General features: G+C 41.6%; 17 protein-coding genes and 1 pseudogene. 11 read left to right on the top strand and 7 right to left on the bottom strand.

The features are described 5' to 3' along the window. Window positions 1-558: 558 nt before the first annotated feature. From AC1DIV_RS09555 to AC1DIV_RS09575, 5 genes are all read left to right on the top strand, one after another. Window positions 559-1,011, top strand: coding sequence for a hypothetical protein (locus tag AC1DIV_RS09555; protein ID WP_477576211.1), 453 nt, complete (start codon window positions 559-561; stop codon window positions 1,009-1,011). Between the two features lie 221 nt (window positions 1,012-1,232). Continuing rightward, window positions 1,233-1,469: a hypothetical protein gene (locus AC1DIV_RS09560; protein ID WP_477576213.1), complete on the top strand. Its 237-nt coding sequence runs from the start codon at window positions 1,233-1,235 to the stop codon at window positions 1,467-1,469. Between the two features lie 139 nt (window positions 1,470-1,608). After that, window positions 1,609-2,052: a helix-turn-helix domain-containing protein gene (locus AC1DIV_RS09565; RefSeq protein WP_477576214.1), complete on the top strand. Its 444-nt coding sequence runs from the start codon at window positions 1,609-1,611 to the stop codon at window positions 2,050-2,052. 639 nt (window positions 2,053-2,691) lie between these two features. After that, the gene (locus AC1DIV_RS09570) at window positions 2,692-2,931 is read left to right on the top strand and encodes a helix-turn-helix domain-containing protein (protein ID WP_477576216.1); all 240 of its coding nucleotides are present in this window, start codon (window positions 2,692-2,694) and stop codon (window positions 2,929-2,931) included. A 20-nt stretch (window positions 2,932-2,951) separates the two neighbouring features. Next, on the top strand, window positions 2,952-3,815 hold the full coding sequence (locus tag AC1DIV_RS09575) for a hypothetical protein (protein WP_477576218.1): 864 nt from the start codon (window positions 2,952-2,954) through the stop codon (window positions 3,813-3,815). Between the two features lie 350 nt (window positions 3,816-4,165). On the opposite strand, the gene AC1DIV_RS09580 is transcribed toward AC1DIV_RS09575, so the two are convergent. The 3 genes from AC1DIV_RS09580 to AC1DIV_RS09590 are packed head-to-tail and all read right to left on the bottom strand — an operon-like array spanning window position 4,166 to window position 7,808. Further along, window positions 4,166-5,278 carry a Ger(x)C family spore germination protein gene (locus AC1DIV_RS09580; RefSeq protein WP_477576220.1) on the bottom strand — a complete coding sequence of 371 codons (1,113 nt, stop codon included), beginning with the start codon at window positions 5,276-5,278 and terminating at the stop codon, window positions 4,166-4,168. Further along, entirely contained in the window at window positions 5,275-6,372 is a 1,098-nt protein-coding gene (locus AC1DIV_RS09585; protein WP_340878008.1) for a GerAB/ArcD/ProY family transporter, read from the bottom strand. The genes AC1DIV_RS09580 and AC1DIV_RS09585 overlap by 4 nt, the downstream gene beginning before the upstream one ends. Then, entirely contained in the window at window positions 6,369-7,808 is a 1,440-nt protein-coding gene (locus AC1DIV_RS09590) for a spore germination protein (protein WP_477576222.1), read from the bottom strand. Before AC1DIV_RS09590 ends, AC1DIV_RS09585 begins: the two co-directional genes overlap by 4 nt. A 335-nt stretch (window positions 7,809-8,143) precedes the next feature. On the opposite strand from AC1DIV_RS09590, the gene AC1DIV_RS09595 reads away from it, so the two are divergent. Both AC1DIV_RS09595 and AC1DIV_RS09600 read left to right on the top strand, forming a co-directional pair. Further along, entirely contained in the window at window positions 8,144-8,482 is a 339-nt protein-coding gene (locus AC1DIV_RS09595; RefSeq protein ID WP_477576224.1) for a YolD-like family protein, read from the top strand. Between the two features lie 152 nt (window positions 8,483-8,634). Then, window positions 8,635-8,733: pseudogene (locus tag AC1DIV_RS09600) on the top strand (iron-sulfur cluster assembly accessory protein); the annotation flags it as partial. Window positions 8,734-8,992: 259 nt separating this feature from the next. Here the strand turns inward: AC1DIV_RS09600 and AC1DIV_RS09605 are convergent. Next, window positions 8,993-9,634, bottom strand: coding sequence for an SDR family oxidoreductase (locus AC1DIV_RS09605; RefSeq protein WP_477576226.1), 642 nt, complete (start codon window positions 9,632-9,634; stop codon window positions 8,993-8,995). A 151-nt stretch (window positions 9,635-9,785) separates the two neighbouring features. Then, entirely contained in the window at window positions 9,786-10,778 is a 993-nt protein-coding gene (locus tag AC1DIV_RS09610; RefSeq protein WP_034310210.1) for an NAD(P)/FAD-dependent oxidoreductase, read from the bottom strand. A gap of 474 nt (window positions 10,779-11,252) precedes the next feature. Between AC1DIV_RS09610 and AC1DIV_RS09615 the strand changes: the two genes are divergently transcribed. From AC1DIV_RS09615 to AC1DIV_RS09630, 4 genes are all read left to right on the top strand, one after another. Further along, window positions 11,253-12,467: an NAD(P)/FAD-dependent oxidoreductase gene (locus tag AC1DIV_RS09615; protein WP_340877999.1), complete on the top strand. Its 1,215-nt coding sequence runs from the start codon at window positions 11,253-11,255 to the stop codon at window positions 12,465-12,467. Between the two features lie 202 nt (window positions 12,468-12,669). Next, complete coding sequence (locus AC1DIV_RS09620; protein ID WP_340877998.1) at window positions 12,670-13,149, top strand: NUDIX domain-containing protein; 480 nt, start codon at window positions 12,670-12,672, stop codon at window positions 13,147-13,149. Window positions 13,150-13,256: 107 nt separating this feature from the next. Next, window positions 13,257-13,574, top strand: a complete 318-nt coding sequence (locus AC1DIV_RS09625) for a YuiB family protein (protein ID WP_034310217.1) — start codon at window positions 13,257-13,259, stop codon at window positions 13,572-13,574. Between the two features lie 272 nt (window positions 13,575-13,846). Beyond that, on the top strand, window positions 13,847-14,539 hold the full coding sequence (locus AC1DIV_RS09630) for a 3D domain-containing protein (protein ID WP_052137353.1): 693 nt from the start codon (window positions 13,847-13,849) through the stop codon (window positions 14,537-14,539). Window positions 14,540-14,599: 60 nt separating this feature from the next. On the opposite strand, the gene AC1DIV_RS09635 is transcribed toward AC1DIV_RS09630, so the two are convergent. Continuing rightward, the gene (locus AC1DIV_RS09635; protein WP_477576228.1) at window positions 14,600-15,397 is read right to left on the bottom strand and encodes a cobalamin-binding protein; all 798 of its coding nucleotides are present in this window, start codon (window positions 15,395-15,397) and stop codon (window positions 14,600-14,602) included. Then, complete coding sequence (locus AC1DIV_RS09640) at window positions 15,398-15,880, bottom strand: divergent PAP2 family protein (protein WP_034310222.1); 483 nt, start codon at window positions 15,878-15,880, stop codon at window positions 15,398-15,400. It lies immediately after the preceding gene. Window positions 15,881-16,120 lie beyond the last annotated feature (240 nt).

Raw genomic sequence — 16,120 nt, forward strand, 5'->3', positions numbered from 1 at the left:
ACCAAGCAGCACACCACGGAATCTCTTTCGTTCGCATCGGTGTTCACATTCTAAACCGTGAGGATCGGCAGCTCTCGAGCTTATCTCCTTTACTTTAATGAACGAACGAATCGTGATCGCATCGATTTAATTGATCTCGAAGAATACAATTGTCTTTCGGTTTTAATCTGGATTCGATTAGGATTGCGATCAGATTCGAAAGGTCCGAGCTCGATTTACAACGTCCCTTTAAAGCGTCTTGCTTCGTTACTAAGCGGTCTTTAAAGCTAACGATTGTATTCATTGTATGCGGTTGTGGAAGGTCGTAGGGAGGCCGTATGCGTCGATTACGGGCCGGAATCCTCCGAAAACCATTTACCCCAAGCCCCCGGCCCAAATAGGCCCCAGACTGCTACACAAATTTAGTAACATAGAAATTGAACTCGACCCCTTACGAAGCTACTCCGTAAAAAATTTCGCCATATATTTTTAAACTCGATAGGTAAATCGAACGAATGTACAATGACAAATACAGTTTCTGTGTGTACTATAATAATAGGATAGAAACGAGGCGTTTATATGGAATTTTTTAAACAAATGGTTGACTATTTCAATAAGGAGCAAGTTAGCGCAAAAGATGTGATACTTATATCACTAATCACTACTTTTCTTACTTGGGTACTTGCGAATTTCTCGAAAAGAAGCGTTGGAGCATTTAAAAAAGTAATTTTTGCATCTAGGGAATTCAACCGTAAACATATAAAGAATAACCTTACGTTTAATGAAATTATAGAGATTGAGACAAAAATTGAAAAAAATCAAATGCTTAAACGATACGAAAAGAAGGCATACGAAAAGCATAGAGAAAAAATGGAAATTCAAAGGCGGAGGTTTTTAGAGAATTCCAATATGGATGAAGAAACTATAGAAAGTTTAAAGATGACAACTGAAAAAATGTTTAAACAAAAATTAGTGCATACTCCTAAGGGAGCATATTTTATTGATAGCGATGATGAAGAAGAGAATAAGTAAGAAGCCTTTACGAAATACACGTAAGGCTTTTTTTCGTATGACTCGAAAGAACAAACATCTTCGCTATAGGATGCGAGAGTCTACTTATATCATTGGTTATACTGAGGGGGAGGTTAGTTCAATAAACTTAGTGTATTCAAAATGTACAATTCCCTTGTTCAACTTAATACCCATTCACACTATTGAGTGGTATAATTATCCATATAGTGAGGAGGTAGATTATGTTTAAGATAATCACTAAGTCATTGGGCTTATTAATCACTTTCATTAGCCTTTCTTCTTTCCAATCTGATTTAGCAAACGCGCCAGTATCAGTAGACGAAGAAGTTATTCTATTACCTGGAAGTGTTACATTACTTGAAGATGACATTGAAACAGCAAAAAAACAAAGAGAAAAAGTGATGCAAGACGTGGCCGATCATCCGGAATTGTTTCAACATGCGACTGTAATTGAATGAAAAAGCACTCCTTTATTGCAAAGGGGTCCTTTTTTTTGTTTTCATGATAAATATTTTGTCGCAAATTACATTTTATCTTCGCTAAAGGATGCGAGAAGTTAATGAAGCTTTTCGAATTAATCTTTTAGGAGGAAACGCAATGGCGATCTACGATAAGAAAAACAAATACGCAGGAATGACGTTTTACAAACGTCCAAAAGATACGAGATATTATTTATACCTAGAGGGAGTTAACGCGGGAACTCTTATGATATACGATATTATCAGCGACTTTTTTAATACAGAGCTAGGTTATGCGTTCCCGTCTCAAGATAGGTTATCGCTCGAGAGCGGAATGGGTCGAGATACAGTCGGGAATCATGTCAGGAAGCTGCTTAAATACGGACTTATCGTGGTTCAAGCGGAGAAATCGAGCCGCTCTTATAATAGACTTCGATATATTCCGCAAATGCCGTTAGATAAGGTGGAGCTATTCCGAAAGTATCCACAAGCTCGCAAAAATTATGAGAAAGCAGAGAAGAAAGTCGAGGATCGATACGCAGAAGTAGAGACGATATCAAGTCCGGACGATCTTCGTTTCTAAATTTGAAAGATAGCCGTGTGGGATTTTAGAAAATCCATGCGGCTTTTTTCTATTTAGCATGTCGGAATTTCCTACCATATCTAGACTTACTTATCTAGACTTACTTATCTAGACTTAAAAGATTGCACTCGCAGTAAACTGCTTGCGCAGATATTAAATAATAAAAGAATACGCATATGTAAGAAAAGGAAAGCGGAGGGAAAGTATAGCGAAGAATATAAAGAGAAGGAATAAGAAACTATATCGGCAGCCTCTCAACTCTATTTATCATCCCTCTTTTATTTTGCGTAATTTCTTTAGAATCATCGAGCCGTCGATTAAATGTCGATGAGTTTCTTCTATATGTATAAGGACCGACGTTTTATCGATCGTTGTGCGTAGAATTACTTCGAATTGAAGTCGTTAAAGTGTTTTCGGTAATGAATTTCCCGTCCTTATACAATAAAGTATGCCCAACCCGCTATATAGATGAGAGTGCATTTCCCCTTTCACCTCCTGCATTTCTTCTCCTGTCTCCGCAGAGTACAGAATAATTACTTCCTTAGGCTATTTAAATTTACTCTGCGGGATCTCCTAAAGGAATATGGAATTATTTTTTCGTATATTGGTAATAAAATTTCCGTTAAAAGGAGGCTATTAATGCATATAACACACGACGAGTTACGGCTATTCCGTAATTTACATGGCGCAACGCTTAAGCAAGTCGCTGAGAAAACTGGATTTTCACCAACATCGATTCTGCGTTACGAGCGTGGGGAGAGACTTATCCCGGAAGGCTTTGCAGAGGTCTTCTATGAGTATTTCTCAGTTACTCCAAATTTTAAGACTGATGTAATGATGCTCAGAGCTATCGTAAGGAACAACAAAAAAACTTATTAATAACTAGGAGGAAACAATCAATGAAACTAAACGTACAAGACATGCGAGGCCTAATCGAGTACATAAACGAAGAGCATAACGCTACAACCCGATATTTCCGTGAACAGATAATCAATCCCTTTCGTGAGAAAAAGGCAGATATAAACCGCTCTCGGGACTTAAGTGACGTGGGTAAGCTAAATAAAATAGCCGAGCTACAAAAGGTTTACGAGAGGAAGGCCCTTGAACTAAGTCGGGATTTACATGCAGGGACGGAGGAAACGGCACGCATGGTAAAACAAGCTGCGGAGGAACTACTCATTAGTGAAATCAAACCGGTAGACCCTCACAAGAAAGCTCTTTTCGACCAGAAAGTCGAGAAGCTTACGGCAGACGTTAAATTCGCCGTGACACCGAAGCGAGCTTCCGACGCCTTAAAAGAGCTCCTAACTCTTGCGGACGAACCTGCCTTAGCAAACGAGGTAAAGGGTAAGATTCTCGAACTCTCCGATTACGTGGTCGATGCGTCGGCTCCAATCGAGAGGATGAAGGTTCGTAAAGAACTGGGAGACCTATACAACACAGCGTCTAGACAGGCAATGCCGGAAGGGGGCCAGGAAGCGGCGGGCATCTTAGAATCGGCGACTCGACTAATCGAATCCTCGGGCATCTCACAACCAGTCGTAACGGCTCTACGTGAGGTTTCGATCCACGCATCGACCTTCATCTATAACCCGGAAGAGGGGCTTGCTACCTTAAACGTAACCGAGCCGAGCCCGCAGGATGCGCAGAAGACGGCGCAGCAAGAGAGCCTCGAGCGCTTGGCGGAAAAGGCGAGACGTACAAATCATATCGACGATAGAATCGCTTACACTCAAGCGAAAATGGCACTGATGCGAGCTTAAATAACGAGAGCGCTAAAAAGGTCAATACTGTAGAAACCATAAAGACAAAACGGAGCTATTCGCTTTTTTCATGCGAAGGCTCTTTTTTATTTAGGAGGGAAAGAAAATGAGGCCAAATGTATAAAGGAGATTAGTGATGGATTTTGATTTAACTATAAATTCTAAAAGACCATATGAAAACTCTATGAAAAGAGTTTCAGTAAGTAAGACGGTTTGGGGATTAGCTTAACGAGCCTAATCAGCGCCATTATGCAGAGTTTCGAGATTAATGTTTAAATCACTTACTCATCGAAAGAATGATAAGAATAGTTTAAATGACGCATACCCTATTAGAGTACGCGCCCATCGAACTATTCGATATCCTGGTTTATGATCTCTACGTCGATATTCGGTTTAATTGATAATCGTGGATAGTCTTTACTCCAATTTAAAGTTTTCCAACGGTTTGGATGGTAAGCCTTTAAGTGCATTCCAATTCCCAGAAGATCACAATTAGCTTTTTGTAAAGTCTTGATTGTCTCTATCGCCTGTTCCTCCAGATGTTTGCCCAGTTCTTTTTCTATCTTGTTAACACTAACAGTGTTAAGCGTTTGAACTGACTCGCCGGATTCAATTGAATTAATTTTCAATCGGACTCCGATATTGACTTTTGGCAATCCGTTCGTTTCAGGGAGGACTGTGATATTTGAATTCACATTCTTGACGTACACAGCGTAATTACTACCCGGTCCATCGCTGTTTTCTGACATTTGTCCAGTCAACCTTTGCCTTCCTCGGTCCCTCCCTAACAGTAACATTACCATTCTAACTTGTTCCTTTTCGAGTTCCTCACCAGTATTCATACCTTGACGGAATAATTGGGCGCCTTTTAAAACTATGTCCGAATTTGATTGTTTCAACAGCGGCAGAGCGACATCTTCCAATATTACTCCTTTAGATTGAATAAAACGCATCATAGAAACGTTAGACATTATTCCGTTCTCTTCCAAAGACGAAACAAACTCGGACAGCTGATTGGTAAATTCTTTATTATTTTTTAAATTGGTTTTTAAAACCTTAGATATATTCCCGTCAAATACGACTACGGGAGAGTTAATCGCCGAATAGGGGGCCTGTAATAAAAAAGTTAGCTTTGGAACAGGATCATGAGAAGCGAAACTCTTGCTAATCACATACATTCTCGTGTTCACTCCTAAAAAAGGAGCCTGGCCTGTGTATTCGCTTTGACCGACTGCTTCGGCTATACTGGGTCCTTTAAGTTCAGTAATCTCCGAATTCGACTCCCCTCCTCCTTGTCCCGCACTTTTGAGACGTGTGACGACATACTCAAGGATGATGTTCCCGCTCTTATCATCAAGATCAATACTAGCGATATCCACCAACAGGATATGTCGCAGCTGGATTTGATCCCAACAACCAGTTAACAGCAGCAACATCAAAATTCCAATTGTAACTTTTTTCATCCTCTCGCTTCCTTTCTCCGAGCCAATGAAACAATAAGCAAAATGGACGGCACAATGGCAATGATAATGAGGGTAGCAATATTATGATAGTTAGAAAATCGGAACAACCATTGCCGGTCGTTGACCAATAATCCGACTGCGAAGCAAACAATTGCCAAAATCCATACCAAAAGAGGGTGGTTGCGGATTTCTTTGCCTCCGACGAAAGCCAGATAACGGGCAGATAAAAATAAATAAACATAAACCGTTACCGATGTAACTGACAGCCATATTGTCATAAATAAAATATCGAGATTTTGAACGACAGGCCATGTGAATTTTCGGAGAATAAATATCATCGGTTCGGGAATGGAGTTTAATTGACCTTCGCTAAAGTTGTACGTCACAATAATCGATATCAATACGTAAAAAAAGGTCGTAAATCCATTGGCGAGAGACATTGAAATCAGGATATCCTTCTTTTTATGGCATTTTACGAATGGAAAAACGTACAAGAGAAGTTCATACCCTGCGTACGCCCAAAAGGCAGGCAGAGTATCCTTAAAAATCGATCCCAACCCATGCGTACCAATAGGCAGTAAATGACGCAAGTCCCCTTTTCCCATTCCACTAATAAATATAATCACAAAGCAAATTAGATACATAATCATGATCGTCTGCGTAATTGTAGCGATTGAACGGAGAGTAGATGAAGCGATATACGCTGCAATTGCAATAGATATTCCGATTAACACGTACCAGGGGGTCTCAAATAACACCCAACGGCTGAGGACATCGGAATAAGAAACAACTACCATAATGCTAGATTGTACGCAGTACGCTGCAAACAATAAGTTCAGGACCGATCCTAACGGTTTTCCGATGATTGTGAATATGTACTGGGGCAACGTTCGATCGTCATATCTTTTTCCGAGTTGATAGATGATCATTATGACCGCTTGAGCGATTACTCCCCCGAGCAATATGGAAATCCACGAGTCGTAGCCCGAGTGGCGGGATTCTAGGTAAGGGATCGACAAAACATGAACGCCCACTTGTGTCAGAACAACGAGGCAAAAAAGCTGGTTAGTGGAAATCTTTTCTAAGTGTATCATTTTGTCGGCCACCTTGAATCTCTAATTCTTGTCTCGTCTTGTGCCAAGCTTTCTTTCGGACGTTTTTTCAAGCTTCTGATTGGTCCCCTGAAAAACGTATCTTTAATCGTACCGCCGCTAATCCCAGGGTAAAAGTACGGAATCCCCATCGTGTTAGTTCGAGCCAAATGCGTGATCATTAAGAGAAATGTTAGCTCCAAACCTATCAACCCGAGGAACGAAGCAATAAATATAAAAGGGTACGTCAGTATACGGGCCGTGTTGCTCATTTCATAAGAAGGGATAATAAAAGAAGTAACTCCCGTTAGTGCTACAATGACGACCATCATATTGGATATCAAATTGGACTCAACGACGACGGTACCAATGACGATACCGCCGACCACGCCGATGGTTTGGCCAATCGGACTTGCGAGACGAACTGTTGCTTCTCGCAAGATTTCGAGTATGAGCAGCATCGTTATTGCTTCGAGTACAGGTGGCATCGCTACGTATTCCATAGAGCTTTGCAGCGTAAGTGCAATTTCGAACGGTAGAATACGGGGGTCGAATGTAACAAGGGCGACGTAAGCACCTGGTAAGAGTATCGTGAAAATAAAGCAGACGATACGAAGAAACCGTAAGGAGCTGCCGAATAGCCAACCAATTTGATAATCGTCTGGGGTTTGAAAGAAAGCCCAAAACGAAACTGGAACGATAAGGCAATCTGGCGAACCGTCGGTCAAAATCGCGATTTTCCCATCCATCAAGTATGATCTTACCCGGTCTGGTCTTTCAGTTACGAGTATTTTCGGAAACAACGAGAATTTTTTATCTTGTATCAACTCCTGGAGAAAACCGGGTGCTTCAAGATAATCGATGTCAATGTTCGAAATCCTGCGATTAAACTCCTTTATGACATCTTCGTTCGCGAGAGAACTTAGGTAAAGTACGGCAACTTTTGTATTCGACCTCCGGCCAAGCTGATAGGACTTTACGACAATATCGGTTGTTGAGATCAACTTTCGCATTAGGTTGAGATTCGTATCCAGGTTCTCTATCAATGCTTGGTTGGAACCGCGCAGCACTCGTTCATTTACCGGAAGGTTTACCGCACGTTCTTTGTTAAGCTCGGTTCCAAGCAAATATAGTTTCGCTTCGCCGTCGATTTGAACTACCGTTTTCCCTGCGACCAGTGCCTGCGATGCAACCAAAAGTAGATCGGTCTCGCTGTAATCTAGAATGGACACTGCTTCGCGTACGCTGATGTCCGTGTTGCGAAGCAAAGGGCGGATAATATGGTCTTGCACCACGGGAAGCTCAATCATTGTATCCAAATAGAAAAGCCGATAATGTCTTTCGCTGGCCATGAAATCACTCGTTTTAAAGTCTGAGCTATGGAATAGCATTCCTTGCAGTGACTTCTCGTTTTTGTATAGAGATCGGTCGGCTTTCATTAAAGTTCCTCTTTTCTCCAAAACGGAAAGTTTATCGTATTTTCCCCACAATTTTTTAAAATATTCCGTTTTGAAAGAGCCTTAGACTTACTTGAAATCCTCCGAATGATGAAATTGATTCCTATTTTTATTGGAGAGTTAATAATACACAGATAAGTGAAAAGTGAGCAGGTAAATGATGTTTATGTCGATTCATTCGTACTCACTAATCTTGGGGAAGCATTTGCTCTTGAAGTACGCTTAGCCTCGAATTAATTCGGGGTTTTCTTTTGTATGTTTATAGAACGTGTGTTCGTGTTATAATATCGTTATCCATACGAAGGGACTGACGTATTATGACGTTACGTGACCGCGGAAAATTAAAGTGGGCGCCGGCTGCCTTTCTTCCTGAATATACGAAGATGCTGCGTGACTTAGATACGGATTATTACCGTCAACAAAAACCCATTATAGACGAGTTTCAATTTGAGGAATTTGACCAACGTATCTGCTATTCGATGGAACATAATTTTGCGGTGAAAATTACGAAGTGGGTGGACGGCTTTAATCACGAAATAGTTGGACGCATACATTACGTCGATCCTGTATATAAGGAAGTGCGCCTGAAAACGGAACCTGATGAAGTGGAGAGAGTAAAGATGGCCGACATAATTGCCGTGGAAGTTATCGAATAAATTTCTTCTTCGGACTTGTACACCGGTTAGCCAGCCGCTATAATAATAGAAAATACACGTTACGGTAAATACGTAAGTGCGAAAAAATATACGAGTGTGATATATCGTTCAGTGACCGACTAAGTTTCTGTTGGGGCAGCGTTTCCCATTACGGAGGCTTTACGATCGAAAACCCAAATGCCATCGCTTCATGCGGTTGCGGGTCTTCCTTCAAAACGGCAAAAAACGCCGGCACGCCGGAGAACTGCTAAGTAAACTCCAATACTTCGGAAAAAGGGGGCACTTTAATAAGTGCCTCCTTTAGTTTGTTTTGACAAAAGGGATTCAGGATGGTCTCATCCTAACACGAGACTAGATTATCATTACGTTTTTTATTGTAAACCTTATTGGATTTCTGAAATCAACTACAACGTTTTTTAGAAAAAACGGTAGGCAAACATGCTTTTCTTTGAATGTTTCTACTGTCTAGTCCAGGGGGGAATTTAACAACTGCCCCTTTTTCATGCTGGCTTACATATTGTTCAGGGCCTCCTTGATTGGGAGGGTGCCGCTGAATATCTCGAATGTTTTATTGAACGTTTTTTCCTCTGTGACAGATTGGGCAAGAACGGAGGCGACATCGGCTCTTGGAATGGACTTATCAGTATGATCGACTTTCTCATCCGCAAAGATTTTTCCGATCGCTTGTTCATTTGTCAAAGCAACCGGCCGGACTATCGTGTATGTCAGCCCGCTTGCTTTTAAATGTTCATCGGCATCATGTTTTGCTTCAAGATAATGGCGCATTTCTTCTTTGGCTTGTTCCGGATCATCAGAACCGACAGAGCTTAACATGACAAAACGTTCGATCCCTTTCTTTTTGGCGGCATCAACCAGTTTAATGGCTCCATTCTTATCCACAGCTGTCGTTTTATCCGTCCCTGTTTTAGGTCCAGATCCGGCGGCAAAAATGATGGCTTCCATGTTATCCACTGCTTTATCCACATTTCCCTCTAAATCTGCAAGGATTGGATGCCCGCCGAGTTCTTTTATCGTTTGAGCCTGTTCCTCTTTCCTGATCATCCCGTATACGGTCATTTGCGGATTTTTTGATAATTCCCCAATGATCTGCTTTCCGGTCGTTCCGTTGGCCCCTGCAATTAAAATATTCATGGATGCATTCCCCTTTCATGGCTTCTACTACTCTTTACCCATAGAATGAAAAGGGTAAGCACTGTGGATAACTAATTGAAAAAACTTATCCACAATCATCGGATTGGGGACAAAAAAACCGGCCATGAAAGCCGGTTTTTGCGTAATATAATTAAAACATGGAAGAACTGTGCATCGGCTGAACTTTTGCTTTTGGGTCAATATATTGCTTGGCGTGATTGACGGCAGTGGGTGCCTCACCAAAACCACTGGCAATCAATTTTACTTTGCCATCATAGGTTGCAATATCACCTGCTGCATAAATTCCCGGGATATTCGTTTCCATTCTGGAATTCACCAAAATGCTGTTCTTCTGGATATCAAGTCCCCATTCCTTAATGGGACCAAGAGAAGAAACGAAGCCGTAATTGACGATGACTGCATCTACATCCATGGTCTCTGTATCGTCACCATTTGTATCCTTGATGACAATTGTATGGATACGTCCGTCTGTACCAATCAACTCTGCAGGTATGTATGGAGTCTTTATTTCCACTTTTGAATTTTTAAGTGTTTCTACACTATGTTCGTGGGCACGGAACTTATCTCTTCTGTGAATGATGCTCACTTTCTCGGCAATCGGCTCCAGCATTAAGGCCCAGTCCACTGCTGAATCCCCACCGCCGAAGACCACCACTTTTTTGCCGGCAAAATGATTGAGGTCATCGATGAAATAGTGAAGGTTGCCGTTTTCGTATTTTTTTGCATCTTCAATTTCGATGCGGCGGGGTTGGAAAGCCCCATTTCCAGCTGTGATGATAATCGTTTTGGAGTAATGGATTTCTTTATCAGTCGTTAACTTGAAAACTCCATCGGCTTGCTTTTCCACTTCTTGAACGGCTTGCTCCAGGACGACATCCTGTTCGAACTTTGCCATTTGTTCTTTCAAATTATTCACTAGCTCCTGAGCTCGCACTTTGGGGAAACCAGCGATATCATAGATGTATTTCTCAGGATAAAGGGCCGACAATTGTCCGCCTAATTGTGGCAGGCTCTCGATGATTTTTACGGATGCCTGTCTCATTCCTCCATAAAATGCAGTGAATAATCCAACCGGGCCTCCGCCAATGATTGTAATATCATAAACTTTTTCATTAACTTCCAACGTTATCCCTCCGATATACTAGGTTTGCTGAAATTTATTCTCTTATTTTAACATAGATGATCTTTTAAAAAACGGAGAAAGTTAGAAAAGTGAGAAAGTTTTGACTATATTTGTGCGTTTTCGTGATGGATGGTTTGTATCCGCTTTCAAATCTGGGTGAAATTACCCTTTGCCAATGTTGAGCATAACGTATAAATATGGTCGCAACTGGGTGAAAAGTAATGTTTTTCGGCTATATTTCAACCCGAAAAAGTTCGGTTTGTTACTTGAAAAAGGTAAGGAAAAAGACTAATATTTACTTAGATATCATTTGGTAAATTTTTTATGAATTTTTTATGACATTTATGAAGTGTTACGTGAAATACGTCACAAATGTATAAGAGTGCTTTTTATAATGGAAATTATAAAGATAGACAATATATTTTAGTTATGGAAAGCATCACAAGAAAATATCGTAAAGGTGGAAGAATACTTTTGAAAAAGCCAACAATCGTTGTTTTAGGAGCAGGTTATGGTGGATTGATGACTGTTACTCGCTTACAGAAGGCGTTAGGTCAAAATGAAGCAGAAATCGTATTAGTTAACAAAAATGATTACCACTATGAAACAACATGGCTGCATGAAGCATCCGCTGGAACGCTTCATCATGATCGTGTGCGCTATCCAATCAAAAGTGTCATTAACAGCAAAGTTAAATTCATCCAGGATTCCGTTTTGGAAGTGAAAACGGAGAACAAAAAAGTCATCCTTGAAAACGGCGAAATTTCTTATGATTATTTAGTGATTGGTCTTGGACCTGAATCGGAAACATTCGGAATCCAGGGGCTAAAAGAATATGCTTTCTCTATCTCTAACGTGAACACGGCACGTAAAATCCGTGACCATATCCAATTGCAATTCGCGACGTACAGTACTGAGGTCGAAAAGAATGAAGACCGCTTGACGATCGTTGTTGGAGGAGCAGGATTTACGGGTATCGAATTCCTTGGCGAATTGGCTAACCGTGTCCCTGAACTTTGTAAAGAATACGACATCGATTTCCAAAAGGTCCGCATGTACTGTGTGGAGGCAGCCCCAGCCGTCCTCCCTGGCTTCGATCCGGAATTGGTGGATTATGCAGTATCTTACCTTGAGAAAAAAGGTGTGGAATTCAAAATCGGCACACCGATCAAGGGGGCGACTCCTGAAGGCATCATCGTGGCAAAAGGTGAAGATGAAGTGGAAGAAATCAAAGCGGGCACCGTTGTATGGGCAGCTGGCGTACGTGGAAACTCCGTGATAGAGACTTCCGGTTTTGAAGCTATGCGCGGACGTATTAAAGTGAATCTTGACATGCGGGCACCGGGGCATGACGATATCTTCATCGTAGGGGATTGCGCTTTGATCATCAACGAGGAAATTAATCGTCCATATCCACCTACTGCACAAATAGCGATGCAGCAAGGTGAGGTCATTGCGAAGAACCTGACTAAATTGGTTCGTAACGAAAGCGACCTGGAAACGTTCACTTTCGAAAACAAAGGAACGGTATGTTCACTCGGTGAAGATAATGCGATTGGTGTTGTCTTCGGCAAGAAAGTTACAGGTAAGACTGCATCATTCATGAAGAAAATGGTTGATAACAGGGCATTGTTAATGATTGGCGGAGCCTCACTTGTTGCTAAAAAGGGTAAATTCAACGTCCTTTAATTTTTTCGATAGATCAAAAATGGCCATTTGGGGATTGTCCCTGAATGGCTTTTCCATTGGCATCCCATCCATCGATGAGTGTGTCATAGCGGAGTATGCAATTTTTTTGTGTGGAATATAATGGGGATGACGAAGTTTGATCAAGGAAATTATCTTTGGCATCATCTTTTCTAAATAATGAATGTAGGGGAAGTGGGTTTTGGTGGAACATTGCAAAAATGTTTGGCTGGCAGTGTCCGGCCTTGTGATATCCGATAAAGGTGAGTGGCTTGTCGTGAACAAAAGGTATGGCGGATTGAAAGGGCAATGGTCGCTTCCGGCAGGTTTTGTCAAAAATGATGAAACCGTCGATGAAGCTGTCGTAAGGGAAGTGCTGGAGGAGACGGGCATTCATACAGAAATCGAAGGCATCGTAGGAGTGAGAAGCGGAGTCATCAAAGGGGATATAAGTGATAATATGTTGATATTTTTACTTAAACCGCTCAGTTATGAAGTAAATGCTCAATTGGATGAATTATATGAAGCTAAATTTTATCACCCTGATTTACTCATGAAGGAGGGGAAGCAATCGTTACTATTGGAACAGCTTTTAGCTTTTAAAAAGGAAAGAATGCAGACGATGCTTGACGGGTTGAATCCGGGAGATCAATTTGGATATACATCATATAAACTATTCTTGTAATTTGGGTAATTATCTTTTCTTCGGTATTATTTGGTATAAGTCGTTGACGCAGCAATTATTTTTTCAGTAAACTAAAGGTGTCGCTTTTAAGGAGGGTCAAGAATAACATGCCATTGCCTGTTTTAATTATCTCAATACTCTTATTTTTCATATTGTTTTTCGGAATTGGGTTTTTGCTGAATATGCTCTTCCGTTCTTCGTGGATCATGGTCTTCTTATTTCCAATCGTCTTCATCATCATTGTCAATGAAACAAAGCTAATAGAATATTTTAGGAATCCGGGAATATCTTTTTCCAATCTTGGTACGAACCTTACATCCCTGCATACGGCAGACATCATTATTTTATCAAGCGGGCTGCTTGGCGCGGTTTTAGCTGGTGTGGTGATCAGGATTCTAAGGAATAAAGGATATCAAATGTTTTAATAAGGGAAGGGCCGTCATTTATGGACGGTCCTTTTTGTTTTCGCATACTTTGTTGCTATTTACTAAGTAGTGCGGTGTATGATTTCCCCTCCAGATGCTCGTGTCCCGCTGCTCCCGCAGGAGTCTCGCACTTCCGCTCCAATCAACCTTAAATAGTTTCGTTTTAAAAACAACAATCTTTGTAAGAAAAATTGGTTCTTTCCATGCTTTATGAATACTTTCACTCCGTAAAGGGAACAAATATCCTTGTGAGAGGAGTGGAATTGATACATATGAAGATTGTAAAAGCATTATTTTTGAGGGTTGCTATTATCATATTATTTATCTTGGCCATCGAATCGACCTTGAATCATGTTTTTGGGGCTGTGCCTGAAGATCATCCTTTTGAAGAAGCGATGAGACAACATCGAATGCTTGGTCTCGAATATAAAGCGATTCATAGTGGAGGGCAAGTGGCAACGCTAATGGCATCGGCATCCGCGAGCAATGGTCCCACAACGATAGCGGAGGCAATCGAGCTCTCGAAATATCCGAAGCATGAAGTTTTGGCTACAGGATATACAGCAGGGTATGAATCAACTGGAAAGTACCCGGAAAGCCCATCCTATGGAATCACGTATTCTGGGGTGAAGGTGAAACGGGATTTGTTTTCCACCATTGCCGCCGATCTTGCCGTATTCCCTCTCGGAACCATCCTTTGGATTCCGGGTTATGGATATGGGGTTGTAGCGGACAAGGGTGGTGCGATCAAAGGGAATCACCTGGATCTATACTACGAAACGGTACAGGATGTGTACGAGAACTGGGGAAAGAAAACCCTTGAAGTATATGTTGTCCAAAAAGGGAACGGCGAGTTATCCGAACAACAGTTAAGCAGGTTGAATGAAACCAAGATCAAGCAGGTATTCAAGCCGAAAATCGCTGAGAAAACATTGAATGAGAATGTAGCTTCCTTTGCTTTTTAAAAAGGAAAGTGAAAGGCTGCCTCAATTGAGGCAGCCTTTTCTGTTTCATTTAGGACGCACTTAGGGCATGCCTTTGTAGGCTTCAGGATGCAAAGTCTTTGCCAATATGGACAGTCCATCCAGTAAACGCGGGGAAGGCCGGCAGAATAAAGGTTCTTCCATGATGTGAATATGGTTATTCCGGACGGCCTTCATATCAGTCCACCCTTGCCGTTTCTTGACAAGCGCCGGGTTTACTTTTCGTAAAGGGACACCGACCCAAGCTAAGCAAATATGGTCGGGATCCTTATTTTGGACCTCCTCGGAAGTAACTTGAATGCTTGCCATGTCGACATCTTCGAAAAGGTTATATGCTCCCGCAAGCGTACTGATCTCGGATAACCAATTAACTCCCCCGGGGCTGAATAAGGGATTAGGCCACCATTCCCAATACAGGGACGGCTTTGTTTCGATTTTGTCTGCGATCTTTTTATATTGAAGGATGGCATCACGGAATTTGGCAGCCTGTTCCTCTGCTTTTTCCTTAAGATCCATCGCCTCGCCCAAGGTCAGTAAATCTTTTGCGATATCTTCAAGTGATTGCGGGTTGAAGATGATATGGGGGATGTTCCGTTCCTTTAGCCCCTCAATGTTTTTTTCCATGCCCGGTACACTCAGTGAAGCCAGCACCAAATCGGGTTTTAGTGATTCCACATGATCGATATCGATCGATAAGTCGGGCCCCACTTTAGGAAGATGCTGTATGGTTTCAGGCCAATCAGAGTAGTCATCGATGGCGATCAGCTGATCTTCGATTCCAAGATATGTGCATAGTTCCGTATTGCTGGGGCAAAGAGAGATTATTTTCAAATTGAACACCTACCCTTGAAAGATGAAAAAGTGAAGTGCCAATGCAATGAATACTCCGGTCAAGGCTCCGAAAAATACCTCGATTGGCTTATGGCCCAACAGTTCCTTTAATTGCTGCTGTTTCTGTTTATCTGCTTTTTTCTGCCAGTTCTTTGCTTGCTCGACAAAGGTATTGAAGTCGGTAACGAGCTGGTTCAAGACGGCTGCCTGTTCTCCTGCCTGCCGTCTCACTCCTGTCGCGTCGAACATCGTGATGATTGCAAAGATCGCGGCAACGGCAAATACAGGGGAATCCATTCCGGTTTCGATCCCTACCGCTACGGTCAGGGCTGACACGGCCGCAGAGTGGGAGCTTGGCATACCGCCTGTGGAGTTAATGAGTGACCAGTTGACTTTACGAAATGCTATGAAGTGGATGGGCACTTTAATGAATTGAGCAAAGAAAATGGCAATCAATGCTGCGATTAAAGGGAAGTTGAGTAATAATTCCAAGAGTATCAGCCTTCTTTCTAGTTATAAGTAAAGATGAAATCCATATATGGGTAAATTACATCCTGTTCGGAATAAGGCCCTTATTATTAGTTCCATTCAGTCCTGTCTATTCCCTGCTGGTAATAGTATAAATATGATCTTTCTTATACTATTACTCTAAAGTCACCCATTCTAAACAATATACCTTGTTATTATTATTTTCGCGGACCTTATTCGAAAATTTTTGAAGATTTCGTTATA

The organism is Peribacillus sp. 05N428, from assembly GCF_056397085.1.

Coding starts and splice junctions, on each gene's coding strand:
- AC1DIV_RS09595 (WP_477576224.1), top strand. CDS start 8,144: ATGACGTTACGTGACCGCGGAAAATTAAAGTGGGCGCCGGCTGCCTTT.
- AC1DIV_RS09575 (WP_477576218.1), top strand. CDS start 2,952: ATGAAACTAAACGTACAAGACATGCGAGGCCTAATCGAGTACATAAAC.
- AC1DIV_RS09555 (WP_477576211.1), top strand. CDS start 559: ATGGAATTTTTTAAACAAATGGTTGACTATTTCAATAAGGAGCAAGTT.
- AC1DIV_RS09605 (WP_477576226.1), bottom strand. CDS start 9,634: ATGAATATTTTAATTGCAGGGGCCAACGGAACGACCGGAAAGCAGATC.
- AC1DIV_RS09560 (WP_477576213.1), top strand. CDS start 1,233: ATGTTTAAGATAATCACTAAGTCATTGGGCTTATTAATCACTTTCATT.
- AC1DIV_RS09580 (WP_477576220.1), bottom strand. CDS start 5,278: ATGAAAAAAGTTACAATTGGAATTTTGATGTTGCTGCTGTTAACTGGT.
- AC1DIV_RS09585 (WP_340878008.1), bottom strand. CDS start 6,372: ATGATACACTTAGAAAAGATTTCCACTAACCAGCTTTTTTGCCTCGTT.
- AC1DIV_RS09565 (WP_477576214.1), top strand. CDS start 1,609: ATGGCGATCTACGATAAGAAAAACAAATACGCAGGAATGACGTTTTAC.
- AC1DIV_RS09625 (WP_034310217.1), top strand. CDS start 13,257: ATGCCATTGCCTGTTTTAATTATCTCAATACTCTTATTTTTCATATTG.
- AC1DIV_RS09630 (WP_052137353.1), top strand. CDS start 13,847: ATGAAGATTGTAAAAGCATTATTTTTGAGGGTTGCTATTATCATATTA.
- AC1DIV_RS09570 (WP_477576216.1), top strand. CDS start 2,692: ATGCATATAACACACGACGAGTTACGGCTATTCCGTAATTTACATGGC.
- AC1DIV_RS09590 (WP_477576222.1), bottom strand. CDS start 7,808: ATGAAAGCCGACCGATCTCTATACAAAAACGAGAAGTCACTGCAAGGA.